Source organism: Streptomyces sp. BoleA5 (assembly GCF_000373665.1).
Classification (GTDB): domain Bacteria; phylum Actinomycetota; class Actinomycetes; order Streptomycetales; family Streptomycetaceae; genus Actinacidiphila.
Map to the genome: position 1 here is coordinate 67,179 of NZ_KB892100.1, position 25,320 is coordinate 92,498.

Below are 25,320 nucleotides of genomic sequence, written 5' to 3' on the forward strand. Positions count from 1 at the left end.
CGTAGACGGCGGTCTCCGCACATGCGCGACCCCTCGGCCCGGCGGATCTGCCCTTCAGGACGCAACGGGCCAAGGACCTTTGCGTCCATACGCCTTCTCTTCCAACCCGCCTGGCCCGCGGCGAAAGTAGTTCGAGCCACCAGGCGCCACCCCCGGGAGATCCTTCACAGCTGCACCTGCAGGGCAGCTGTCCGGGCCAGGGACGCGCCCACGTCCGCCCGACTTTCCCACCGCAGGAGAAATCATGAAGCTGGGCCATGCCATCCGCCGTGCCACCGCCGCCGTGGTCGCCGTCAGTGCGATGTCCCTCGGCTTGGTCGCGACCACCGCCGGGACGGCGCACGCCGTCGCGTCGTGCACCGGTGACGTGTCGATGTACGGCACGCTGTCCGACGGCCGGCTGACGTACACGCAGATCGAGCCGAACACCGGCAACCGTGTCAAGACGCTCATCGGCCCGAACCTCGGCTTCACGCCCAAGGCGATGGCGGCCCTCAACTTCAACACCATCCTGGTCACTTCGACCACCGGCGACCTCTACCGGGTCGACGTGCAGACCAACAACACATCCCTCACACTCGCCGGCGTCGTCCAGATCTGGGACGGCGGCTGGACCTTCGACAAGCTGGTCTACGACGGCGCGGGCCACCTCTACGGCACGGTCGACGGCCAGCTCCACCAGTACCTGGTGTCGCAGGCCAAGCCCTCAGGGTCGGCCCACATAGGACAGCACGTCGTGATCGACACCGGCTTCGTCCTCAAGACGCTCGCCGCCGCGGGCGACGACCGCATCGTCGCCTCGACCTCGGACGGCCGGCTGCTCAGCTACAAGATCAACGGAGTGAACGACTGGGACAGCGCCGTCCTGAAGTCGAGCGGCTGGTCGGCGGTCGACTCCCTCTCCTCCCCGGGCGGCGGCCTCTACTACGGCCGCACCAACGGCGGCATGTACTGGTACCACGACTCGGACCCGACCGACGGTGACGGCAGCGACATCGCCTACCACTCCGACGACCCGGTGGACGCGTCCGGCTGGACCCAGAGCCTGCTGTCGGCCTACGCCAACAACTGCGCCTACGTGGCGCCGACCCCGCCGAAGTCCGTACAGGGCGGCACCATCTACCGCAACGAGGTCATCGCCCGGGCCAAGGACTGGTACAACCGCAACATCCCTTACAGCCAGAGCGCCTATGCCACCGACGTCGACGGCGACCACTCCTACCGCACCGACTGCTCCGGCTTCGTCTCCATGACCTGGCACCTCACCACCTCGCTGACGACCGAGACCCTCCCCAACGTGAGCACGCAGATCAACAAGGCCGACCTCCGGCCCGGTGACGCACTGAACGACTACTCCGACCACGCCGTCCTCTTCGCGGGCTGGAAGGACCAGGACGCGGGCACCTTCTACTACTACGCCGAGGGCAGCACCGCCACGGACATGAACTACTCGACCGCGAACGTCTACAGCGGCGACATCGGCGGCCACCCGGCCTCCTCGTACGTCGCCCTGCGCTACAAGAAGATCGCCTGACGCGTCACTCGACGCCGCGAAGGCCCCGCCGGTCCTCGGCGGGGCCTTCGCGGCGTCCGTTGCAGGTCGAGCCCCTGGTCCTGGACTCCGCGGTCGGCCGTCACCGGCCCACGCAGAAGGGCGGCGCCCCCTCGCTTCGAGGGGGCGCCGCCCTTGGCAAGTCCACTGGCGTCGATCCAGGTGTTCGCCAGCTGGAAGTCCGGCGGCCGAAGCGCCGGCTGCCACCTACTGCCAGCCGGCGTCCGCCGGGGTGACCTGCCAGCCGGCGTCCGCGACGAGAACGGAGGAGGACGGAACCGCGTCCGCCGTGGACCGGGGCGTGACCACCGGGGCGGCGAGAGCCACGGCGAGGACGAGAGAGCAGACCGCGGCGACCTTGGCGATTCGGGAGCGAAGCATGCCTGTTTCCGTTCATTCCAGAGGAGAGATACGGGGTCCGGCCCGTCCTCACGTCCCGCGGTGACGCTCGGCCTGGCCGGTGACCAATAGGTTCGTCGCAGCTCAGGCTCGTGGAAAGAGCTCAGGGATGGACGGAAGGGGCCTTGGACTGATGCGTCCAAACGGGCCCGTTCACTCGCCGTTCCGCGGCGCGAAGGCCAGCGGCATCAGCGGCACCCCCGCGCCGGTCAGCCGCGCCGTCGCCAACGGCGCCACGTCACCGAGCAGTCGGCGGCACACCCGCAGGGCTCGCTCCTCCGCCTCGTCGAGACCGTCGGCCAGCAGATAGAGACCAAGGGTGAGTTCGGAGGGAGAGACCGTGTGCACGGCGACGTGCTCGACGCGGTCGCGGGGAACGATCGCCGACCGCACCATTGCCCTCACATCCTGCGGCAGTTCCTCGCCGGAGGGCAGTTCCAGATGCACGTGGACCAGATACATGCGCTCCAGAGTCTCAACCGCAGGCGTTTTCACGTCGCTTTGCCCGCTGGACCGTTGAGGCCCTGGCCGGTTCCGTCCTGCCCCTGTGACGATCCCCCGTCCCTCTGCGAACATCATCGTCGGGCAGGGGGATGCCGTGCGCAGGAAAACAGGGGGAACCACATGCTGACCGCTCTCGGACTCGACTCCGCCACGGAGACGGTGTACCGCGCCATGCTCAGGAACCCGGCCGCCGGTGTCGCGGCCCTCGCCCACGCCGCGGGCCTCTCCGTCGAAGAGGTGGGCAACGCTCTCGACACCCTGAGCGAGCTGGCCCTGGTACGCCCCGCAGCGGGGGACGCGGGCCGCCTCCGGGCTGTCTCGCCGGACATCGGCATGGAGATCCTGATGGGCCGCCAGCAGGCCCAGCTGGCGGAGCAGCAGCTGCGTCTCGAAGCCTCGCGGGCCGCCGCGGCCCGGCTCATCTCCGAGTACGCCGAACTCCGCCCGGCCGCCAGCCATCCCGGGGTGGAGCACCTGGTCGGCCTCGACCAGATACGCGACCGGCTGACCGTGCTCACCCGCGAGGTACGCGAGGAATTCCTCGCCTTCGCCCCGGGCGGACCGCAGACCGCGGAGAACATGGCCGCTTCACGCCCGCTCAACCAGGATCTGCTCGGCCGCGGGGTTCGGATGCGCACGATCTACCTCGACAGCGTCCGCACCCACCGGCCCACCGTCGAACACGCCACCTCGCTGGCCCGGCTGGGCGGCCGGATCCGTACCACTCCGTCCCTGCCGACCCGGATGATCATCATGGACCGGCTGACGGCCATGATCCCGGTCAGCAGCGACGACACCGCGGCGGGCGCCGTCCTGCTGACCGGTCAGGGCACGCTCACCGCACTGTGCGCGCTCTTCGAGACCACCTGGGAGTCCGCGCAGCCGCTCGGCGAGATCGTCTCCACCGACCCGAACGGGCTCAACGGCCAGCAGGCGACCGCCCTGCGGCTCCTGGCCGAGGGCCACACCGACGAGGCGATCGCCAAACGGCTCGGGGTGTCGCACCGCACGGCCCGCCGGATCGCCTCCGAACTGATGGAGCGCCTCGACGCACGCAGCCGCTTCGAGGCCGGTGTGCGCGCCGTGCAGCGGGGCTGGCTGCCGGACCGGTGCTGAACACCGCCCCAGAGACGGGGCACCATTGACGCTTCGGGTCCGCTTGGTCGGCCGAGTACCGGGGACGTGGCCGCCGGCGTCACACCTCCGGAAGCGCGGCCACCCATGGCGCCGGCCCTTCTCGAGGCGCCGGGACGGGGCCGTGGACGAAGGCGCGCGCAGCCGAGAGCTCGTCGCGAGCCGCGGCTTCGACCGCCTCCAGGTAGGCATAGGCGTCCTCCCCGACCGGCACGCGCACGGGCGCCGACGGGGCCGCGACGAGCCGCAGCACATGGGCGGCGAACGTCTCCGGGCGGCCGATCGACGGATCGTCCAGCATGGCCCGCAAACCCGCCCGCACCTCCGCCGTGCTCACCAGGTATTCGGGGATACGGTCGGCGGCCTCGGTCACCGCGGTGCTGTAGTGGGTGGCGAACTGGCCGGGCTCCACCGCGTGCACCCTGATCCCGAAGGGTGCGACCTCCGCGGCGAGCGCCTGGGTCATACCCTCCAGTGCGTACTTGCCCGTCACGTACGCGGACAGGCCGGGCAGCCCCATCCGGCCGACGAGCGAGGAGACGTTGACGATGTGGCCCGAGCCCTGACGGCGCATCAGCGGCAGGACGAGGCGGCTCAGGCGCCACGGGGCGACCGTCAGGACCTCGAGCTGGGCGCGCAGTTCCTCGTCGGACACCTCCTCGACCGCGCCGAACAGTCCCGACCCCGCGTTGTTCACCAGCACGTCCACTCCACCGAAGTGATCGACCGCGTACGTCACCGCGGCCTCGCACTGCCCGGCGTCACACACGTCGAGCGCCATCGCCGTCACCCGGTCCGGATACCGTGTCACCAGATCCCGCAAGGCCGCCGGCTTGCGGGCCGTGGCGATCACCAGATCCCCGGACTCCGCCACCGCGCCCACCAGCGCCCGCCCCAGTCCCGACGAACACCCCGTCACAAGCCATCGCCGCGTCATGCGTCCCCCCGTATCGCTCGCCGGCGGCACACCGTGCCGCCCGTAGGCGATCATGGCATCCGGACCGAACCACCAGCAGAGGCGTGCGGGGGCAGGACCGGAGCGCGCGCAGGCTCTCCGGCGCGCGTTCCGCGACCAGCACGAAGTCCCGGCCGGCATGGCGCGGCGTCCGCCCCCGTGCAGGCCCCGGTGGCGCACTCGGCACGGTGGGATCGGCGGTAAGAGGCACCTCACCTTTCACAACCCGCCACCGGGCTGGAAGGCGACCCGCGGCGCGCGAGAGCTCGGGGGTCGGCTCGGCTTCGGTGGACTGCTCCCCGCCCGCCGGAGCCCGGAGCGGGTGCCCCACGCAGCACACTTTCGCACACACGTTCGACCCGTCGAGGTGGTCGGAGCGCCCGCGGCCGCGGCCGGAGTCAGCACCGGGCGGTTCATCCGCGGCGCCGCGATCGACCCCGCCCTGGCCCGACCGAACGCCTTCCTGGCGGTCGCCGTGGCCGCGGCAAGAGCGCTTCGCCGCCACGTGGACCGAGTTCGGCCCCGAGGTCGCCCAGACCGACCGGCACGGCCTTGGTGCGGAGCCCGGGCCGCTGACACACCGCCCGGCCAGTACGCCCGGGGGAACGCCGCTTGCACCCTCCCCGCTCGGCGGCTCCGTCGCCGGGCTTGCTCCGACCCGCTCCCGCCCCGGGTGCAGGTGGGCCCACCCCTGCGCCGGCGCGGACGGTGGCCTGGCGGGTGCCCGCGCCGAAAGGTGCCTGATCACCGCCCCGGAGCAGCATCCCTCGCGGGGAACGGCCCCGTCTTGCAGGCTGACGGTACGCGCGGGACCAGGGCCGGCTGCATGAGCCTCGGCCTGATCGTCAACCCGATCGGCCTCCAGCCCGCGACCCCAGGGGAACGGCACGGGATTCCACCAGGTCCACGCGCGAGCGACGGAGCCCGACTAAGGCACCGGAGGTAGTGCTATGAACCCGAAGACGTGGAGACACCCCCGTCGGAGATCGCGCGCGGCGTGGAGCGGCGAGACGACCTCACCGTCGTGCTCCTCGAAAAGGGTCCGGCCGCGCTCCCCCGCCCGGCAAGGCGCACTGTCGATGTCCTCGGTTTCTTCGACGGGCGCGGCATCGGCCCGGTGCTCCACACCAGGGCCTGCCGGGGAGGCGCCGCCGGCGAACAGGGTCGGCGCCCACGCCCGCTCCTGGTGGAGGCTCTGGCCAGGCACGACGCTGTGGCGGTCGCCGAAGTCACCTTGCGCGCCGGGGAGCAGCCGGCAGTACTGAGGTCACCGCGCGCCATGCTCGTGCCATGGCTGCCGGTGTGTCCGTGCACCGGACCACGTCTCCCCGGCCGTCCTGGGTGATCAAGCGGGTGTTCGAAGCTCGTCAGGCGAGGGTCTTCGCCCGGCTCGGGGCGGGCGGTCGGCTCCAGGCGTCGGCGTAGGCGCGGGCCGCGGCACCGGGGTCCTCCGCGGCGCAGATGCCGGACACGACGGCCGCCCCCGCCGCGCCGGCTTCCCGCAGTCGTGGCACATCGCCCGGGTTCTGGACCAGCGGTGAGTGGGCCCGTACGCGACCGAGCGCCCGCGCGGCGAAGGCGGTGTGATCGGCGGAAGTCGGGGGCATGCGGACTCGCTCCTTGGGGGACGGACGGGGGACGATGGTTCAGGGCCGCGAACGGTGGCGCAGGCGCAGTGGGGTGTACACGCCGAGGGCCACGAGGAACGCCACGTAGTACGAGAGATCCGCGCCGTGCAGGGCCTCGGCCACCGGGCCGACGTACAGGCTGGTGTCCATGAACGGCACAGCGGCGGCGAAGGCGGCCACGAACGCAACGACGGCGTACCAGCCGGGCTGCGGTCGGCCGGTCTCGGCGGCGAGGTCGATCGGTGCGCCCGCTCGTGCCCGTGCCCGGGCCAGCCAGTCGACGATGACGATCGCGACGAAGCCGGGAATCCAGTAGCCGACGAAGAGCAGCACGTTCTGGAAGCGGGCGGTGGTGTCGGCGGCGTGCATCCACAGGACCAGGGGGAAGCCGAGCACCGCGGCGAAGGCGGCCGCGGCGGGGCGGGGAACGCGCACGCCGACGGTCTGCAGGGCCAGGGATCCGCTGTAGTCGTTCATGGCGTTGCTGCACAGGGCCGCCAGGGCGACGGCGAGCAGCCCGAACGCCCCGAGCGGCCCGCCACCGAGCAGCTCGGCCACGCCTGCGGCAGTCTGGTCGGTGAGGACCGACGCGCCCCAGAGCCCGAGTGCCTGGACGCCCACGAAGGACACCACCAACCCCGCCAGCGTGTACCAGAACATGCGCGGGGCAGAGGTCGTCCGCGGCAGGTAGCGGCTGAAGTCACTGGCGTACGGAGCCCACGACAGGGCCAGACTCAGCGCGATGGTGCTGGTCAGGACGAACGCCCCACCCCGGTCGGCGCCATGGGCGGAGCCGTTGGCCGCGGGGTGCACACCGTCGAGCAGCTTCCAGGCGATCAGCACGAAGGCGGCGGCGAGAACGAAGGTCATGACGATCTGCAGCCGGTGAACGGCCTCGTAGCCCAGGACGCCGAGAGCACCCTGGGCGACCATCATGACCAGGACTCCGAGCCAGAACGGCCAGCCGCACAGCCGCGCCAGCGCGTCCCCGCCGAACAGCCCGATCAGCGCGTCCCAGGCGACCGAGGACAGCCACTGCAGGATGCCGGGCAGCGCGACGGCCCGGCCGAAAGCGAGCCGGGCCAGCGGCAGCTGCCCCGCGCCGGTCCGGCTGCCCCAGGTGCCCAGGTAGGCGGTGGGTATCGCGCCGACCACGGTGCCGAGCGCCACGGCCGTGAGCGCGGTGGCGAAGTCCAGTCCGAGGACTATCCCGATGGTGCCGGTGAACACCCCGGTCATCGTGAGATTGGGGGCGAACCACACGGTGAACAGGCGTCCCGGGCCGCCGTAACGGTTGCTCTCGGGGACCGGTTGTATGCCGTGTGCCTCGATCCGGAGATCGCCGGCGGCCGCCGGCATCCGGCCGTCGAAGACGGTCTGCCGGCCGTCGGTGGGCAGACCGCTGGAAACATGCGCCAATGGCATGGAAGACATCCCTCCGCCAGTACGAACTGGTTCAGGTTCGACGGGTGTGATCTCAGCCCCGGTGGGGCACCCCGTGTCCGGTACGGGGGACAGAGTAACCCGACGGCGAAGCCCGGCGCGTCGACGGGATGAGACCCGTGCGGGTGGGACGGCCCACCTCTCGGCCGCTGAGGCTCACGCCCGGGATGTGTGCATAGCAAGGCGGGGATCGTCCTCGTAGTGGGCTACTCGGACGATTCGACAACGCAGCGTGGGGGCACCTCCCAGCGTCAGCTGGGGGAGCTCATTTGACGACAAGGCCTAGGTGTCCCGGCTGCGTTCGCGCCACTGGCGTCTCCTGTCCGCCGGGGCCGCGCCTCCAGCGGTAGCCCTCCGGTACGCGGCCCGTTTCGTCAATTCACGCCCGCACAGGATTCCCCACAGCAGGAGACCCAGCGCATCGAGGAAACGACTTATCTTGTCTTCCTCGGAGGTCACGAACACCAACTGCGCCACGATGAGCAACAGATACCAGGCCGGATGATTCTGCCATTTCGGCTTGTCCGTCACGCCTACCCCTCACAAAGCCGCACGCTCAGCACTGTCTTGAAACTGGTCAGGGGTTCGCCCGCACGACGTCCTTCGTGAGAGGTCCGGTGCCCGCGGGCCGTGGCTGAGGCGCCGCCGGCTCCGTCACCGCGGACGCCTCCGTGCCGACGGCGCCGGGTGCCGCAGCCTGCGGCACCCAGCGCAATGACCGCAGCCGCCACGGCCGCCCACTTCGTGCTACGCACGGCATCCCTTCCCAGCTCAGGGACTGTTTGCCCCCTTGATCAAGCGAGGAGTACGCCAGGCGGTTGGTGGCGGCGGTGATCAGCCCTCTGCTCCCGACTCTCCTGCCGGGGCCGGGCCGGCGCCCTGGGCGAGGTCGCGCAGGGCGCGCATCACCGTGTCCGCCTCTTCCCCGCGCAATTCCCGACCAGGTCCCCCGATCGCGGCACCCCGGGCGGCGAGGTCGCGCAGGACCCGCAGCGCGGTGTCCGCCTCCCCGGACTGCGACTGCCGACCGGACCCCGCCGCCCGGAGGCCGCTCCCCATGGCAACGGAGATCGCTTCCCGAGCCGGGAGGAAGGCCGTCGGGGCCGAGTACGCGGCCAGGTCGTCAACGCGGACCAGGCGCAGCTCGCCGGGTTCGATCCCGGAGCCGGACAGCACCACTTCGGTGTTCTCGACGCGGCCCCGGGCGACCCAGTGCGGGTTGCTGCCGTTCCGCCATAGTTCGAACGTCGCGGGTTTCCCGTCTGCGGTGATGGTGACGGGTTCGGGTACCGGACGGCCGGCCGGAAGTCCCTCGTCGTGGTGGCAGTAGACCTCCAAAGCGTCCTCCAGCACCTCGCCGGCCTCAGCGTTGCCGGAGGATGCGCTGAAAACCCTGACGTGCTCGGCCTGGGAGTCATAGGACGCAGAGCCGAACCACAGGAACACGTGCATGTCGCCCGTGACATGGTTGTGGCCGCTACCCATGAACTGCCGTGATTCCGGCCAGTCGGCATCAACCGCGACGACCCTGAAGCGGTTCGCCGCAACAGGAGTGCCTTGATCGTTCATGGATGGGATCGATCTCCTCGTGCTCGTTCGTGATCAGGCATCGTGCCATGCACGGGTCCGGGGCCGGCGGGGCGGACCCGGGCTGATCCGTGCACTGTCACTCGTGCGGGAACGGTCTCATCAGGCTCTGACAGCGGAGCGCCGCCGAGTTGCCCGCAAGATACCGGCTCGTTGACGGCATGACCGCTTTGTCGGGCTGCGCGGGCGCGGCTCAGTCGCGCCGTACGGAGATCAGGCGCACGGCCACGGCCGGCACCACCCCCGCCGCGAGGAGGTACAGGCCAAGACGGTCCTCGGTAACTGCCGGCGACCACACCCGCCAGGCCGACGGCGTGGTGAAGTCGGCTGCGGGGAAGTCCCGGTAGATCCTGGGGGGAGCGCTGGTCCGGCCGGGCACCCACAGCAGGGCGCCGATTGCGGCGCAGGTCGCGGAGGTCGCATACGGGGCCGAGGTGGAGCGCGGAGCCGGTCTCTTCACGGGTTGTCTCTCGTCTTCGACGTCGTTGCGCGGATTGTCGCTGTTCGCGCCCGGTTCGCGTTCATGCCCGGGCCGCCCTGGCTTCGGGAGCAACGCGGGTTTCGGTTCGACCCCCGTTGCCCGGGGCCCGGCCTGCACATCTCGCCCTCTGCAACGCGCTTCAGACGCCCAGTAGCGCGGCGAGCAACAGAGCCGCCGTCGCGGAGAAGAGCCGCGGCTTCCTCCAGCCCGGCCCGGAAGCCTGGCGGTCCGATTCCCAGGCGACCACCATTCCGCCGCCCAGGCCCAGCACGCTCCGCAGCAGGAAAACGGGGGTGTGCACGGGGATCCTCCGGTGACTTCGAACGGGCCCGCAGGCTACCCCTCGCATCGGTCGCGCGACACTCCGGGGTCGCGGTCTGGAAGGGGGCACCGGGCCGGGCCTGACCGGGTAGGCGCATGCACCGGCGTGGCCCTGCCGGCCGGTCGGCGCCCCCCTGCCGAAAGAGGCTGGTGGCCGGCCACGCTCCGCGTTCGCCTGGCCCATCCCGCCGGCAGGAGCCGTGGGGAGGCCGCGGTTCAGGCGTGGAACTCGCTGAGGTCGATCGTGTGGACGCGCAGCGGGAAACCGTACTCCGGGTGCGTGATCTCGCGCTGCGGCGCCATGCCGAGCTTGCGCATGACGTTCTCCGAGGCGTTGTCGCCGATCCGGGCGATGCCGATCAGGCGATCCAGGCCGCGGTCCTGGAGCGCGAACTCCATCGCGGCGTGAGCGGCCTCCGAGGCGTAGCCCTGGCCCCAGAACTGCGGACCGAGCCGCCAGCAGACGGACACCTGCGGCATCACCTCCGGAAGGAACTCCGGCAGCGTCAGACCGGTGAAACCGGCCAGTTCGCCCGAGGCCAGCATCTCCACGGCGAAGAGGCCGAAGCCCTCCTCGTCCCACTCCTCCTCCCACCGCTCGATGGCTTCCGCCGTGTGTTCCAGGTCACGCACGGAGCCGTCGCCGACCCAGCGCATCACCTGCGGGTCGCCGTTGATCTCGGCCATGGGTACAAGGTCGTCGTCGTGCCAGCGGCGCAGGAGGAGACGGGGAGTCTGGATCTCGGTCATGGGCTCATCCTGGCGAAGGAGACGCCGCAACGGTAATCGGGGATGGGCAAGGCGGTCTTCACTCCCGGGAACCAGCCCACCCCACGACACCGTGGCCCGGCGCGCCGCACAACCCGCCCGGCCCCTGGGCCACCACCAGATGACGCCGGCAGGTCCGGTCTGCCCCTACGGGCCGGGAGGCCCAGGCGGACCCGGCGGACCCGGCGGACCGGTCGAATATCCGATCATGTTCGGACCGCGAGGAGAGCGCCAACGACCGCGCACCCCTCCGGCCCTCGGCGGCGGGCCCCCACCGCGGCGGGGGCACCGGTGACGTTTGCGTGCCGCGACACCTGACGCCCCCTGCCGGGCACCCTGTCGGGCGAACGCGCCCGGGAAGGTCACAGGGCGGCGCGCTGAGCAGCCTGGTAGGCGTCCCACAGCGGCTGCACGACCGTGCAATCCCGGGCGGCGCCGTCCCGGCACGTAGGGCATTCGGTGGCGTGGTCCAGCCATGTGCGGTACGCCGCCTGGACCGCCTGGTTCGCCTGCGTCACACGGGCCCGGACCACTGCGCCGGGACCCGAGCCGGTCTCCAGCCAGCGCTCCGTGTACCCGGACTCCCCCATGGCCAAAGACTCCTCAACCTCACCGGATCCCGCATCCGGCTCGCCCCGACAGCAGACCCCTAATGTATCGATGTGTGGCGTGCCGCATCTCGAACTGGCGCATCATCTGGACAACTCCAGCGTCTTGGGCTTGTGACTGGCTGGATCCTTGCGGTACGCACCACCCCGCGGTGGGAGGAACGGCCGCGCGTCACTTCCCGACAGGGCCACCGCCGCCCGGCGCGGGAGCGGGGGCCCGCAGCCCGCGCAGCACATTGCCCTCCGTCGTCAGATAGCCGGATCCGTAGTCGAAGCGGCGCGCCTCGGCGAACAGCAGGTAGTAGTACTTGGCGTTCTCGCTGAACCAGTACGCCGGGGTGCGGTCCCCCGTCTTCATCGGGGACGCCGTCACATCGCGGACGACCGTGTAGCCGTTGGCGACCCTGCAGTACCGCTCCTGGCGGTCGAACACCTCGCGGGCGCGCTCTCGGTACAGCTCCTTGCCGGTGACGAGCCACAGGGACAGGCAGGCGTCGACGTACTCGGGGCGCAGGGGACAAGAGGGGACCTCCGCGCGCAGGCTGCGGTAGTCGAGGAGGTCCGGTGGCAGGCGGAAGGCGTCGAGCACGGCCGTCCAGCTGTCGTGGTAGCTCTCGCCTTCGGCGACGCGCCCGCTGCGGGCCAGCAGTCCGGCGTAGAAGGCGGTCAGTTCGGACTGGACCTGGCCTGTGGCGCGACCGGTGCTCATCTCGGCCTGGCGGAACCACAGCCGCCCCGTGCTCCGGTCGGCGAGGTATCTGAGGATCCCGGCGGTGAGGGTGGTGTACCAGGTGCGCAGTTCCTCGTCGCCGTACAGCTTCCAGCCGTACCAGAGGTACTCGAAGAAGGAGTCGGCCGGCGGATCGAGGGTCGCGGTGGTCCCGGTCCACACGCCGGTCTCGACGTCGAGGGTGGTGCCCAGCAGGCCCAGCCGCGAGCGGCGTTCGCAGGCGGCGCGTAGGGCCTTCTTGGCCACGTCGTAGTAGGTGCGGTCGCCGGTGAGCCGCGACAGCTCACCGAACTCGGTGATGCAGCTGCCGATCTCGGCGAGGTGGTTGTCGCGGCCGCTCACCGCACCCGTGGAGAGGTTGACGAACCGGTAGGGGGCGCCCGTGGGCGATGCGAGGAAGGCGGGCATCAGCCGGTCCGCGAGGTCCCGGGCCAGGTCGAGCAGCGCGTGGTCCCCGGTCGCGAGGTGCCCCGACAGGAGCCCCCCGACCAACCGGATGATCACCTCGAAGACCTGGACGGAGACGTCCTGATCGAGGACGAGCTCGTTCTTCACCCATCGGACGGCCGCGTCCAGCTCCTCGTCCAGCTCCATCAGGTACAGCGTGTCGAGCGCCTCGACGATCGTCAGACCGAACGTGTGGCCCTGGGCGAAGAAGTCCGCGCCGCGGCCACTGAGCGGCCGCAGCTCGTCCCGTCCCCAGGCCAGCCGCCGATAGGCGTCCCAGGCGCGACGGAACGCCGCCACGGACTCCTCCCCCAGACCCGCGTACGGCTCCGCCGCCGCTCTGGCGGAACCGTGCGCGGACACGACCGGGACGGCCGCTACGGGGGTGAATGCCGCGAGAGCACCGAGCAGCCCGCGCCGCGAGAGAGAGCCGGGACCCGCGCATTTCCTCATGCCCGGGAACATCCCCCGAAAGCCCAGCCCTCCTCACACGAATGACGGAACATCACCGTGTTGACGGGACGGCCTGGGACGGCCCTCCGGAACCCGCCGGATCACTCGTACGTCCGCACTGGCAGAGCCGAGCCCACACCACCGAGAGGCGGCCATGTCGCACCCCGCGGAACCCCTCGTCGAACACTGCTTCATCATCACCTTCAGCCATCGCGAGCAGGATCTGATGACCTTCTCCGGCACATACGCCCCCTCACCGGAATGACCAGGCACGACGTCTACACCACCATCCGTGCCGATCAGGTGCGGCGGTTGCCCTCGCACATCCAGAGCAGCCACTACCAGGTGCCCTACTTCTCGCTGGAACGCAACCATCTGACCTGACCGGATGCCCGTCCGCGCCAGGAGCACGCCCCCTCCGAACAGCCCGGGCGCGCGACCCGATTCCGTCCTAGGATCAGCTGAACCGCGCCGCCGGCAGGACGCGCGCTCTGGCGCATGACTCGTGGATCACCCGAACGGGGTACCGACCCGCGCGGCGCCGCGGGCGCCCGGCGATGCGCCCGGGCCGGACAACCGGTGACTGCGCTCGTCCGTGACGCTCCCGCGGAGACCGAGGTACGCCTGGAACACGGCGCCCCACATCGGCGGACAGACCACGAGCGGACCAGGAGGAGACGCATGAGCAGTGATCACGGTAGCGAGTACGCGGCCACCGCCGCACGGCTCGGCTGCGCGCCGCTGGTGGACGCCATGGGCCGCCTCCACCACCACCGCGCGCACATCCTCGCCCTGTGCAGCCCCGACCCCACCAGGCCGCTCTTCGGGCCGGCCGCCACTCTCGCCTACCTGCCCTACCGGGACGACCTGCCGCAGTCGGCGGCCGGCTTCGCCGAGCTCTTCGATCAGGCGGTCGGCGACGACCCGGCCGGGAAGGTCCTGGTGCTCTCCAGCGGCGGCTATCGGGACGTCTCACACGGTGGGGGGACGAAACTGTCCAGGGTCGCCCTTCACGGGCTGGCCGGAGTGCTGACGGACGGCAGGCTTCGGGACTTCGCCCAGTTGCGCGACCACGGGTTCGCGACCTGGTGCCAGGGCGAGGCGACACGCTGGGGCGGCGACACCATCATGCCGTTCGCGGCCGGCGTCACGGTAGAGATCGCCGGTGTGTGCGTGACTCCCGGTGACTACGTCTTCGCCGACACGGCGGGAGCCGTGGTCATTCCGCGGGCCAGTATCGAGCGGGTCCTTCAGGAGGCGGCCGAGATCGACGCCGAGGACGCCGCATACGTCGCCCGGATCCGCGACGAGCACTCACCGCGCTAGCGCGCGGTACGCCCGGTCGTCGAGTTGCCCGGGCGTCGTGCGTGGGTGAGCCTCCTCGAAGAGGACATGGCTCCCCACCGGGCGTCCTCCGGACAGGACCCACGCTGGGAGGAACAGGTGACGACCCACCCGACGACCGCACCCGCGGCACAGATGCCGCAGTTCGAAGGACTGCGCGCCATGTTCGTCAACACGACGCTGAAGCGCTCACCGGAGACCAGCAACACCGACGGGCTCGTCGACCTGAGCGCGGGCATCATGCGCGGGCACGGCGTGCGGGTGGAGCGGGTCCGCGCGGTGGACCACGACATCGCGACGGGCGTGTGGCCCGACATGAGGGAACACGGCTGGGCCGACGACGCGTGGCCGGACCTGTTCGAGCGAGTCCTGGCCGCGGACGTCCTCGTGCTGTGCGGGCCCATCTGGCTGGGTGACAACAGTTCGGTGATGAAGCGCGTCATCGAACGGCTCTACGGTTGCTCCAGCCTGCTCAACGACGCAGGGCAGTACGCCTATTACGGACGCGTCGGCGGTTGTCTGATCACCGGGAACGAGGACGGGATCAAGCACTGCGCCATGAACGTCCTCTACAGCCTCCAGCATCTCGGCTACACGATTCCGCCGCAGGCCGACGCCGGGTGGATCGGGGAGGCCGGACCGGGACCCTCGTATCTCGACCCGGGCTCGGGCGGCCCGGAGAACGACTTCACCAACCGCAACACGGCGTTCATGACCTACAACCTCCTGCATCTGGCGGCCATGCTGCGAAGCGCGGGAGGATTCCCGGCGTACGGCAACCAGCGCGCCGAGTGGGACGCCGGTTGCCGCCCCGACTTCCCGAACCCGGAACACCGATGACCTCGTTGCCACCATCGGGACATGGCAGTCGCCTCGGGCCGGCCGACTAGCTACCGCTGTCCACGAGGCGGCCATCCCGCTGCTCGAGGAGCTTCGAAGTACTTGAGCCTCGCCATGTTCATGTGCGTTGCCGAGCATCTCGACGAATATGGCCGGGGTGACCTGCTCGAACGGTAAATCCTTGCCCCCTGCCGACCTCGGCCGCGAGCTGTTCGTGGCTGTATTCCACAGGGCCGGTAAGGGCGTAAACCTGCCCGCCGTGCTGGTCGGATGAGGCGAAGACGTTGTCGACGGCCGGTGCGATGTCGCGGCCGGCGATCGGGGCGAAGCGGCTCTCCTTACCGAAGAGCATTACGCACCGGCCGCAGCGGACCAGCCCGGGGATGAGAGGAATGCAGAGCAGCCACTGCTTGACTTCGACCTTCCCCGGAGGGAGGGAATTCCTACGGCTCGCGCTGTGACGCGTGGCAGTTCCGGTACCCGATCGATTTCGACGCCCCGGTGGGGTGACGGCCGGGACGGGAACGGGCCGGCCCCGAGGGGCCGGCCCGCCTCCGTCGCCGCCGGATCGGCGGGTGCTCCTACTGCTTCTTGAGCGTGAAGTCGCCGGTGACGGTCTCCCCCTTCCTGACCTTCATCGTGGTGGCCACCGGGCGGTAGCCGTCCTTGGCGACGATGACGTCCAGCGGGTTGTTGCGGGAGTCCAGCCACAGGGAGTAGGTGCCGTCGGCGGCCGTCCTGAGCGAGTAGTCGGCGGCCCAGCTGCCGATCTCGACGGTGGCGCCGGCCAGTGGCTTGGTGGTGCCGTCGCTCTGGACGCCGCGGACGGTGCCGGTGATCTTGCCCCAGGTCTTCGGCGGGTCGACGTGCAGGGTCACCGGGATCTTCCGCATCCCGTACGGGGTGTCGTTGTCCAGCGCCAGCTGCGCGGTGAAGTCACCCGGCTGCGCGATCTCGGGCACGGATGCGTCCAGCGTGACGGTGACCGTCGTGCTCGCCCCGGGCTGCAGGGTGAAGTGCTGGGTACTCGTCCTCAGCCACGGGACGTCGGTCGTACCGCCCTGGTCGTATCCGGGCAGGAACTCCACGGTGCTGCTCGGGGTGTACGGCTCGCTTCCGCCGCCGACCTTGTAGAGGCCGAGGGCGGCGCCGCCGCGGTAGGTGGCCACGTCGGCGTTGGGCAGGGCGGTCCAGGCGCCGGCCTGCGGGTCGTAGGCGAAGCCTTGGTTGGTGAGGGCCTCGTGGCTGATGCCGCTGGTCATCAGGAGCCGGTCGTTCGCCGCGGTGGAGGACGAGCTCCACAGCGGGATGGGCAGGTCGGGAAGCGACGTCCAGGTGTCGGCGGCCGGGTCGTACACGTAGGCGTGCTTGCTCTCACCGATGGAGTCCGCGTTGCCGCCGGCGCAGTAGAGCTTGCCGTTGACGCCGCCGCACGACTCCCAGGCCACGCGCTCGGGGTAGTCGGCGATCCGGGACCAGGTGTCGGTGTCGGGGTCGTAGGAGTAGGCCTCGACGGTGCCGCAGCGGTCGTCGCAGCCTCCGACGGTGTAGAACTTGCCGTCGAGAGCCGCGTTGCCCTGGCCGGCGTAGGCCGCGGGCGCCGGTGCCCCGGTGCTCCAGCGGTCGGCGACGGGGTCGTAGATCTCCAGCTTGGGGTCGGTGGTGCTGTCCGGGAGCCAACCGCCGACGGTGTAGAACCTGCCGTCGACGAACTGGGCCGACGGCGCCTCCCGGCGGTCGGTCGCACTGGCCACCTGGCTCCAGCTGCCGACGACGGGGTCCAGGACGTACATCGCGTTGCTGACGTCGAAGCCGGTGTAGCCGAAGGCGGAGTAGACCTTGCCCTCGTAGGTGCCGACCGCGTTGCCGAGGACGGTCTCCGGGAGGTTGGGGGCGGTCTGCCAGGCGTCCCCGGACGGTGCCGCGGTGCGCTGCGACCGGGACGGGGCGGGGCCCTTCTTGCTCGCGTGCGGGGAGAAGTGCCCCTTGACGGTCTGGAGGGGTGCGCCGCTGCCGAGGGCCTGGGGCCGGAAGCCCCCGGCCCGTTCGCCCGCTGTCACGGTGACGGGCGCGCCGCCGGTGTTCTTGACCGTCATGTTCCGCGTGGTGGACTTGCCCCAGCCGAGGGTGGCGCCGACGGCGTCCGGGGTCACGGTCAGCTGTCCGGCCTTGAGCTTGTAGGCGACCGGGACCACGCTGTCGGCCGCGATGCCGACGGTCTTGCTCAGCTCCGTGTAGCGCGGCCTCGCCGCGCTGACCTCGTGCTTCCCGAGGCCGGGCGAGAACATGAGATAAAGCCCGTCACCGCGTGCCGGGTCCTCGGGGGTCGCGACGGTCGTCGCGGTCGCCCCCGGCACGTCCTTGACGGTGACGCCGGCGCCGACGAGTCCGTCGCCGGTGTTGGCGTCGGTCACGGTGCCGGTGACCAGTCCTCCGGGAGTGGCCGTGTAGCCGCGGTCGCCGACGAAGACGTCGTCGACGCCCCACCACCAGGCGAACTCGGTGACGAAGTGGAAGCGCACCCGGACGTCCCGCTTGCCCGCGAGGCCGTCGAGCGGGATCTCGACCTTGGCGTGGTCGGCGAAGCCCGCCGTCGCGGTCCACAGGGACTTCCATGTGGCGCCGTCGTCGGAACTTGCGTCGACCGAGACGGCCTTGCCGTCTGACACGAAGTACATGGCGTCGAAGGCCAGTTCGGGGTCGCTCGCGTCGGTGAGGTCGTAGGCGGGGCTGATCAGCTGCGTGTCGTGGGGCGAGCCGATCGTGGGGTTGTCGGCGATGGCGAAGGCTCCGTCGCCGCCGGTCTGGTTGCCGCGCCCTTCGGGGTCGTCGAAGGTCCAGCCGCCCTCGCTGCCGTCGGCGTTGACGACGCGCCAGCCCTGCGGGGCGGAGTCGGTGGACGCGAAGTGCTCGGTGGCGCCGTCCAGGTGCACGGTGTAGCCGGGTGCGGAGGCCTTCCAGGGGTCGGCCCGCAGGAGCAGCTGGAGCGACTGGGGCGCGTCGGTGACGGTCAGGGACCTGGTCGCCGTCGTGTAGCCGGGCAGTGACGCGTCGGCGTGGAGGGTGTAGTCGTGGCCCTCGGGAAGGCTGAGGGTGAAGGCGCCGGTGGCCGGGTCGGTCCACACCGGGCCGCCGGGGACGCCGTCCACGGTGATCTTGGCGTAGAGCGGCCAGCCGTGGCCGGAGCCGTCGCCGACCCTGCCGGAGATGGTCTGGCTGGGGACGGGCTTCAGCGCGAAGTCCCGGGTGAGGGCGCCGTCTTCGGTGACGTCGATGTCCGTGGCGGTGCCGCCGGCGTAGCCGTAGGCGTCGACGGTGACGTCGTAGTGGCCGACCGGGAGGCCGAGGGTGTAGCCGCCGTCGGCCCCGGTGCGTGTGACGTTGCCGGTTCCCGCACCGACGGTGGCACCGGCCAGCGGCTTGCCGGTGGCCTGGTCGGTGACGGTGCCGGACAGCGTCCCGTGCGGGCCGGTCCGGAAGGCCCGCAGCCCGTCGGGGGTGCCCAGACCGGTCGGACCGTCGTATCCGGCGGAGCCGGAGCACAGGTAGGCCGGGGTGCAGGTGCCGTTGTCCCCGGCGGTGACGTCGAAGAGCCCCCCGTCCGCGGCGTAGGGGTAGGAGTTCGGGTAGGTGCCCGCGACGGGGGTGCCGGCGTTGGCGTAGACCGCGGCGATGATGGGCGAACCGGCGCTGGTGCCGCCGAACTGCGCCCAGCCGCCGCCACCGTAGGTCTGGTACACCGCGACGGGCGTGGCGGGGTCGGCCACCGCGGACACGTCGGCGACGGCGCGGTTGGCGCAGCCGGTGTCCTGCTGGAAGGCCGGCTTGGGCACGTGGAGCGAGCACCCGGACCCCGCGCCGCCCCAGGCGGTCTCGGACCAGCCGCGGCCGCTCCCGCCGTCGGCGGTCAGGGAGGTGCCGCCCACCGCCGTCACATGGGAGGACGCGGCCGGATAGGAGACGCCGTAACCGAAGTCGCCGGAGGAGGCGACCATGGCGACGCCGGGGTGGTCGTAGTGGGCGTCGAGCACCGTCGTCTGGTAGGGGTCCTCACCGCTGCCGAAGCGGTAGTCGGTGCCGTAGGAGTTGGAGACGAACTTGGCGCCGAGTGCCACCGCCGTGTCGACGGCGGCGCCGAGGTCCTCGAATCCCGGGGTGTCGGCCTCGACGAGCAGGATGTGGGCCTCGGGGGCGATCGCGGAGACCATGTCCAGGTCGAGGGAGATCTCCCCGGCCCAGTCCGGGTCGGGCTGCGGGTAGTCGGTACCGCCGCGCTGGTCGACCTTCGTGAAGCAGCCGTTGTCCGTGGTGCAGGCGGGCAGGCCGTACTGCTCGCGGTAGACAGCGAGGTCGTCCTCGGCGGTGGGGTCGTCGAAGGCGTCGACGATGGCGATCGTCTGCCCTGCTCCGCCGCCCGCCGGGACGTTGTAGGCCGAGCGCAGATCGGCCGGGCCGAACCCGCCCGGCGCCGCCTGGGTCCGCAGGCCCTCGGACGGCTTCACATCGGTGCGGCGCAGGGCGTAGCAGGTGGCCTCGCCCTTCTTGGCGGCGCCGCACGCCGCCTCGTAGGGCGCGTGGCCGTCAGCGGTCGTGGCGGCGGTGGCACTCGCTGTGGACGGCGCCGCTGCCTGGGACGGCGTCTGGATGCCCAGGACGGCCATCGCGGCGGTGACGATCACCGCCGGCCAGGTGGACATCCGCCGCCGCAGCGGTGGAACGGATATGTGTGGTACGTGCAACGTCCGACTCCCAAGTCATCACAGGATCGCCGAATCATGAAGGTTCGACAGCGACTTCTGTGGTCGCCGGGAGTCCATTAGCGGAGAGATCTTGTGTCCATGTCAACGCCGAAAAGGGCGGAAAAGGGCCACCGTTTTGCGTTCTCCGGTGCGCTCGACGGGAATGTGTCCGGATACCGGAGAGTAGGCGTGATCAATGACGCCGCGTTCAACAAGTCCCATTATGAAGGTGGTTGACGCATGCATCGCCTGATTCCCGGACGGCGCCCCCGGTTCCGCGTGCCCCGCTTGCGGTCGACCGTGCCCCCGCGACGGGGCGTGCCGAGGCGGCCGTCGACCGGTGACCACGTGACGCAGAAGGGACCGGGCACCTGCGTCGCGATCACCACGACGATCGCAGGGTGGGCCAGACACACGACGCGCACCGCCCTCCACCTGGAGGCGACCGCCGCAGTCGCGGCGAGAGACACAGTGGAGAGGATCAGGCACAGGGCCGCGCCTGCCGCGGTGTCGGGAACCTTGTCGGTGTCGACACCTCGCCCACGGCCGGAAGAGTCAGCAGCAACATGAACACCGCCACGGCGTAGAGGCCGGCAGCCGGACACCCGCGGATCTGAACGCCGCCACCGCGCCGGAGACCTGGCAGACGTACGACATCGTCTTCCGGGCGGCCCGTTTCGACGCGGAGGGCGGCAAGACCGACGACGCCGGGATCACCGTGGTGTGGAACGGCCCGGAAGGTCCACGACGACGTCGCCGTCGACGGCCCCGACCGGGGGCGGCGACGCGGAGTCGGCCGCGGCCCGGCGCCATCCGCCTCCAGGACCACGGCAACAAGGTGCGGTTCAGGAACCTCTGGATCGAACCGCTCGGCTGACGGGCGGACCATGACGCGGACCGCAACCTGATCGCGCGGTCCCAACCTGATCGCGCGGTCCGGGCGCGAGGTCTCCGCGGATGTGGGCGGGCCCAGTGGCGCGAGCGGCCACTGGGCCCTTCGTCGCGATCAGCTCAACGACCCACCCGGCCGGGCGAGGCGATGTCTAATGGGGCCGCGGTGAATGGATTCATTCCCCATCGCCCGCCCCACAGTTGATGACGCGTCACCGGACAGACGGGAACGGATACTTGCCTATACCAAGAAAAGTCGCGCGCTTCGGCCGGCACAGACTCACCGCGGGCCTGACGGCGCTGAGCCTGTCACTGCTCACCTTCCTGGGGACGCAGCCACCGGCCGCCGCACAGACGCCGTCCGGTGCGACGCACCAGGCCGCCGGCACCTCCAGGGACAACGGACTGTCCATGGAACCCTCCTGCTCCGCGCCGAGGAAGAACGAGTTCGCGTGCTTCGCCCTGCGCCGCACGGACCTCGCGACCGCCGGACGGTCGTCGGAGCCGGCCGGCTACGGCGCCGGCGATCTGCGCAGCGCCTACGACCTTCCACCCAGCAGCGGCACCGGCCAGACCGTCGCCGTGGTCGCCGCGTACGACGATCCCACCGCCGAGCAGGACCTGGCGGTGTACCGGGAGCAGTACGGGCTGCCGGCCTGCACCACCGGCAACGGCTGCTTCCGCAAGGTCGACCAGCGCGGCGGCACCGACTACCCGGAGCCCGACCCCGAATGGGCCGGGGAGATCTCGCTGGACCTGGACATGGTGTCCGCCGTGGCGCCGAACGCGCACATCCTGCTGGTCGAGGCCGACAGCGCCGATCGCGAGAACCTCGGGGCGGCCGTGGACCGGGCCGTCGCGCTGGGCGCCAAGTTCGTCTCCAACTCCTACGGCTCCTACTACGACAGCTACCCCGGAGGCGGTGAGGACCCCGCCGAGACCACCGACACGCACTACAACCACCCAGGTGTCGCCATGGTCGTCGCGTCGGGAGACCTGAAGTACGGGGTCCCCTACCCTGCCGCCTCCCCCTACGTCACCTCGGTCGGCGGGACCTCCCTCGCCCGTGACCCGAGCACCCCGCGGGGATGGTCGGAGTCGGTCTGGAGCAACGGTGACAGCGGCACCGGCTCGGGCTGCTCCGCCTACCAGCCGAAGCCGTCCTTCCAGAAGGACACCGGCTGCCCGCGGCGAACCGTCGCCGACGTCTCCGCCGTCGCGGACCCCGCCACCGGCGTCGCGGTCTACCAGAGTTACGGGAACAGCGGCTGGCAGGTGTACGGAGGAACCAGCGCGGCCACGCCGATCATCGCCGGGATCTACGCGGCCGCCGGAACGCCGGCGGCCGACAGCTACCCCAACTCCTACCCCTACGCCGCCGCCGGCGGCGGACTCAACGATGTGACCAGCGGGTCCAACGGCGAGTGCGACCCCGCCTATCTGTGCACCGCGGGGCCGGGATACGACGGACCGACCGGACTGGGCACCCCCCGCGGCCTCGGCGCCTTCCGCGGCGGGCCCCGCGGGGAGGTCTCCGGGACGGTCACGGACTCCGGGACCGGCAGACCGGTGGCCGGGGCGGCGATATCGGGCGGGGACGTCGTGGTGCACTCCGACGCCTCGGGTGCCTACGCCCTGTCCCTGCCGGCCGGAACGTACGACATCGGCGTCGAGGCGTTCGGCTACGCGACCGTGTCCACACCGGACGTCACGATCGCCGACGGTGCCGCCCTGACGAGGGACTACGCACTGCACACGGTGCCCAGCCGCACGATAACGGGGACGATCGCCGACGGCTCCGGCCACGGCTGGCCGCTCTACGCCAGGATCGTCGTGGACGGTGCGCCCGGCGGTCCGGTGTGGACCGACCCCGCGACCGGCGCGTACGGCGTCTCGCTCCCCCAGAACCGCGCGCACACCCTGCGGGTCACGGCCTCCCTGCCCGGTTACGAGGAAGTCACCCGGCACATCGCGGCAGGCACGACGGCGCAGAAACTCGACATACCGGTACCCGCCGACGTCTGGTCGGCCGGCGTCCCCGCCTACGCGCCGAAGCTGACCGGCCCGACCCAGCGGTTCACCTCGACGAACTCCGCACCCGAGGGCTGGACGGTCGTCAACGCCGAGGGCACCCGGGGCGGCTGGGCGTTCGACGACCCCGGAGGCCGGTCCAACAACACCGGCGGCGACGGCGGTTTCGCCGTGGTCGACAGCGACCACTACGGCTACCCGGCCGCCCAGGACTCCAGTCTCGTCAGCCCCCGCTTCGACTTCACCGGCGTCGCGGTCCCCGAACTGGCCTTCGACACCGACCTCATGCCCTTCTTCGGCCAGACCGCCGACCTCGACGTCAGCACCGACGACGGCGCGACCTGGAAGAACATCCGGTCCCTGACCACCGACGCGGCCGGCCCGAAGCACATCGAGATGTCCCTGGCCGCCTACGCGGGCAGGCCCTCGGTCCGGCTGCGGTTCCACTACACCGCCTCCTACGCCCTGTGGTGGGCCGTGGACGACGTCTTCGTCGGCAGCCGGGAGCTCACCCCCACCCCGGCCGGCCTGATCACCGGAACCGTCACCGACGCCAACACCGGCACAGGGCTGACATCCGCCGCCGTCACCTCCCCCGACGAGCCCGCCCTGAGCACGATCACGGCGGCGACGCCCGACGACCCGAACCTGGGCGACGGCTTCTTCACCCTGACCGCGCCCCTGGGCGAGCACGCCCTCACGGCGGCGGCGCCGCACTACACCGAGCGGACCAAGACGGTGACGGCACGCGCCGACACCGCCGTCACCTCGGCTTGGAAGCTCACGGCGGGCCGGCTGTCCCTGACGACCGACCCGATCGAGGCGACCGCGGTCCTGGGCAAGAGCGCGACCCGGGAACTGACCGTCACCAACACCGGGGGCGCGCCGGCCACCTTGACGCTGGCGGAACGCGCGGGCTCCGGAAGCACGGAGGACGGCGCACCGCTGCGACGCGTCGGCCCGCGGCGGCTCCCGCCGTCCGACGGCGCCGCGCGCCCCGCGCGGATCGACGGCCGGACCACAGGGACCGCCGGACCCGCGACCGCCTCCGCCGAGGCCGGGGCCGGGGCCGGGGCCGGGCCTTCGGGTGACGCCTGGAAACCCGTGACCGACCTGCCCACGGCCATCATGGACAACGTCGTCGACACCTACGACGGCAAGGTCTACTCGGCATACGGGTACGACGGCGAGGACGACACCGGCGACCTCTACCGCCTCTCCCCGGAAACGGGCACCTGGACCCGGCTCACCTCGTCCCCCCATCCGCGCCGCGCGCCCGCGCACGGCTTCATCGACGGCAGGTTCTACGCCGCCGGCGGCTGGGGCAGCAGCACCGGCGGCATCGACCCGGGCCTGGACGTCTACGACCCGGTCCGCAACACCTGGACCAGCGGCGCGAAGGCGCCCAGGGCGTACGCCGGATCGGGCAGCACCGTGCTCGGCGGAAAGCTGTACACGATCGGCGGCTGCTCGGCCACGATCTGCGGCACGACCGACGCCTCCGTCTACGACCCCCGGGCCGACCGCTGGTCCGAGATCGCCCCTTATCCGGAGCCCATCGCCTGGCAGTCCTGCGCCGCCATCGGGACCAGGATCTACTGCGCCGGCGGGGAGAGCGGAGGCGCCGTCGCGGTGTCCTCCACCTATGTCTACAACCCCGCCACCGACACGTGGTCCGCCCTGCCCGACATGCCGATCCCGCTGTGGGGGGCGGCGTACACCGCGGCCAACGGACTGCTGCTGGTCTCCGGCGGAGTGACCGACGACAGCCGGCTCACCAACGAGGGCTTCGCCCTCGACCCCGCGACCGGCACGTGGAACACCCTGCCCAACGCCAACACCCCCACCTTCAGAAGCGGCGGCGCGACGGGCTTCTACAAGGTCGGCGGCACCGTCGACGCCTACGAGCTCTCCCCCACCGCCACCGTCGAACTCCTGCCCGGCTACGACCAGGAAGGCCTGTCGGAGGTCAGCTGGCTCGGCGAGTCCGCCAGGAAGATCACCCTGGCCCCCGGCCAGAGGACGGTGCTCACCCTCACCTTCGACACCGCGGAACTGGAGGTCGCGCAGCCCGGCGACTACGGCGCCCGGCTGGCCCTGTTCACCGACACCCCGTACGCGGTGCCCGACATCCCCGTCACCCTGCACGCCGACCCGCCCCGAACATGGGGCGACATCAGCGGGACCATCCTCGGGGCGACCCCCGCGGGAGGCGCCGCCCCACTGGCCGGAGCGACCGTGCAGATCGACAGCCGGGCCGACTCCCACACGCTCACCACACGCACGGACGGCACCTTCGGCCTGTGGCTCGACACCCGTGACAACCCGCTGACCGTGATCGTCGCCAAGGACGGCTACCGGCCGACCGTGGCCACCGTCCGGCTCAAGAAGGGAGCAATCGTCACCCACGACGTCACCCTCGAACGGGCGTAGCCGCCGCCCGCGGCCGCCCCTCACGCGACGGG

General features: G+C 71.2%; 21 protein-coding genes and 1 riboswitch. Of the genes, 8 read left to right on the forward strand and 13 right to left on the reverse strand.

Translation table 11 applies throughout. From position 1 onward, the window contains the following. The first annotated feature begins 244 nt into the window (after positions 1-244). Positions 245-1,534, forward strand: a complete 1,290-nt coding sequence (locus B085_RS42535) for a tachylectin-related carbohydrate-binding protein (RefSeq protein ID WP_018559450.1) — start codon at positions 245-247, stop codon at positions 1,532-1,534. A gap of 225 nt (positions 1,535-1,759) precedes the next feature. Here the strand turns inward: B085_RS42535 and B085_RS50045 are convergent, their stop codons facing one another. Both B085_RS50045 and B085_RS0115365 read right to left on the reverse strand, forming a co-directional pair. Then, positions 1,760-1,933, reverse strand: a complete 174-nt coding sequence (locus B085_RS50045; protein WP_018559451.1) for a hypothetical protein — start codon at positions 1,931-1,933, stop codon at positions 1,760-1,762. 171 nt (positions 1,934-2,104) lie between these two features. Beyond that, positions 2,105-2,413 carry a hypothetical protein gene (locus B085_RS0115365; protein ID WP_018559452.1) on the reverse strand — a complete coding sequence of 103 codons (309 nt, stop codon included), beginning with the start codon at positions 2,411-2,413 and terminating at the stop codon, positions 2,105-2,107. Between the two features lie 162 nt (positions 2,414-2,575). Between B085_RS0115365 and B085_RS0115370 the strand changes: the two genes are divergently transcribed. Then, the gene (locus B085_RS0115370; protein WP_018559453.1) at positions 2,576-3,571 is read left to right on the forward strand and encodes a helix-turn-helix transcriptional regulator; all 996 of its coding nucleotides are present in this window, start codon (positions 2,576-2,578) and stop codon (positions 3,569-3,571) included. Between the two features lie 79 nt (positions 3,572-3,650). On the opposite strand, the gene B085_RS0115375 is transcribed toward B085_RS0115370, so the two are convergent. Next, the gene (locus tag B085_RS0115375; RefSeq protein WP_051102060.1) at positions 3,651-4,526 is read right to left on the reverse strand and encodes an SDR family oxidoreductase; all 876 of its coding nucleotides are present in this window, start codon (positions 4,524-4,526) and stop codon (positions 3,651-3,653) included. A 982-nt stretch (positions 4,527-5,508) separates the two neighbouring features. Here B085_RS0115375 and B085_RS51915 point away from each other — a divergent pair. Further along, on the forward strand, positions 5,509-5,889 hold the full coding sequence (locus B085_RS51915; RefSeq protein WP_420706595.1) for a Ku protein: 381 nt from the start codon (positions 5,509-5,511) through the stop codon (positions 5,887-5,889). 22 nt (positions 5,890-5,911) lie between these two features. Here the strand turns inward: B085_RS51915 and B085_RS50050 are convergent, their stop codons facing one another. From B085_RS50050 to B085_RS0115425, 9 genes are all read right to left on the reverse strand, one after another. Then, complete coding sequence (locus B085_RS50050; protein ID WP_018559456.1) at positions 5,912-6,151, reverse strand: hypothetical protein; 240 nt, start codon at positions 6,149-6,151, stop codon at positions 5,912-5,914. A 39-nt stretch (positions 6,152-6,190) separates the two neighbouring features. Continuing rightward, positions 6,191-7,597 carry a purine-cytosine permease family protein gene (locus tag B085_RS0115390; RefSeq protein WP_051102061.1) on the reverse strand — a complete coding sequence of 469 codons (1,407 nt, stop codon included), beginning with the start codon at positions 7,595-7,597 and terminating at the stop codon, positions 6,191-6,193. Then, a riboswitch (TPP riboswitch) is annotated at positions 7,589-7,681 on the reverse strand. Its footprint overlaps the gene before it by 9 nt. Before the next feature lie 216 nt (positions 7,682-7,897). Beyond that, positions 7,898-8,146 carry a hypothetical protein gene (locus tag B085_RS0115395; protein WP_018559458.1) on the reverse strand — a complete coding sequence of 83 codons (249 nt, stop codon included), beginning with the start codon at positions 8,144-8,146 and terminating at the stop codon, positions 7,898-7,900. 303 nt (positions 8,147-8,449) lie between these two features. Continuing rightward, positions 8,450-9,184: a hypothetical protein gene (locus B085_RS0115400; RefSeq protein ID WP_018559459.1), complete on the reverse strand. Its 735-nt coding sequence runs from the start codon at positions 9,182-9,184 to the stop codon at positions 8,450-8,452. Positions 9,185-9,395: 211 nt separating this feature from the next. Then, a complete protein-coding gene (locus B085_RS0115405; protein ID WP_018559460.1) occupies positions 9,396-9,662 on the reverse strand; it encodes a hypothetical protein in 267 nt (88 codons plus the stop codon). 160 nt (positions 9,663-9,822) lie between these two features. Next, positions 9,823-9,984 (reverse strand): hypothetical protein, encoded by a 162-nt coding sequence (locus B085_RS49310; protein ID WP_018559461.1) that lies wholly within the window; start codon positions 9,982-9,984, stop codon positions 9,823-9,825. Between the two features lie 236 nt (positions 9,985-10,220). After that, positions 10,221-10,754, reverse strand: a complete 534-nt coding sequence (locus B085_RS0115415; RefSeq protein WP_018559462.1) for a GNAT family N-acetyltransferase — start codon at positions 10,752-10,754, stop codon at positions 10,221-10,223. A 380-nt stretch (positions 10,755-11,134) separates the two neighbouring features. After that, positions 11,135-11,362, reverse strand: a complete 228-nt coding sequence (locus tag B085_RS0115420) for a hypothetical protein (protein WP_018559463.1) — start codon at positions 11,360-11,362, stop codon at positions 11,135-11,137. 190 nt (positions 11,363-11,552) lie between these two features. Continuing rightward, on the reverse strand, positions 11,553-12,857 hold the full coding sequence (locus tag B085_RS0115425) for a glycoside hydrolase family 47 protein (protein ID WP_018559464.1): 1,305 nt from the start codon (positions 12,855-12,857) through the stop codon (positions 11,553-11,555). A gap of 414 nt (positions 12,858-13,271) precedes the next feature. On the opposite strand from B085_RS0115425, the gene B085_RS51450 reads away from it, so the two are divergent. The 3 genes from B085_RS51450 (at position 13,272) to B085_RS0115445 (ending at position 15,194) form a co-directional block, all read left to right on the forward strand. Next, entirely contained in the window at positions 13,272-13,394 is a 123-nt protein-coding gene (locus tag B085_RS51450) for a hypothetical protein (protein ID WP_018559466.1), read from the forward strand. Positions 13,395-13,691: 297 nt separating this feature from the next. Next, a complete protein-coding gene (locus tag B085_RS0115440) occupies positions 13,692-14,336 on the forward strand; it encodes an RraA family protein (protein ID WP_018559467.1) in 645 nt (214 codons plus the stop codon). Between the two features lie 153 nt (positions 14,337-14,489). Next, positions 14,490-15,194, forward strand: a complete 705-nt coding sequence (locus B085_RS0115445) for a flavodoxin family protein (RefSeq protein WP_026251060.1) — start codon at positions 14,490-14,492, stop codon at positions 15,192-15,194. 581 nt (positions 15,195-15,775) lie between these two features. On the opposite strand, the gene B085_RS0115450 is transcribed toward B085_RS0115445, so the two are convergent. Then, positions 15,776-19,855, reverse strand: a complete 4,080-nt coding sequence (locus B085_RS0115450) for a carboxypeptidase regulatory-like domain-containing protein (RefSeq protein ID WP_063741028.1) — start codon at positions 19,853-19,855, stop codon at positions 15,776-15,778. A 691-nt stretch (positions 19,856-20,546) separates the two neighbouring features. On the opposite strand from B085_RS0115450, the gene B085_RS51650 reads away from it, so the two are divergent. Continuing rightward, positions 20,547-20,810 (forward strand): family 16 glycoside hydrolase, encoded by a 264-nt coding sequence (locus tag B085_RS51650; protein ID WP_420706597.1) that lies wholly within the window; start codon positions 20,547-20,549, stop codon positions 20,808-20,810. Between the two features lie 251 nt (positions 20,811-21,061). Beyond that, positions 21,062-25,288, forward strand: a complete 4,227-nt coding sequence (locus B085_RS0115455) for a carboxypeptidase regulatory-like domain-containing protein (protein WP_234018580.1) — start codon at positions 21,062-21,064, stop codon at positions 25,286-25,288. Positions 25,289-25,320 lie beyond the last annotated feature (32 nt).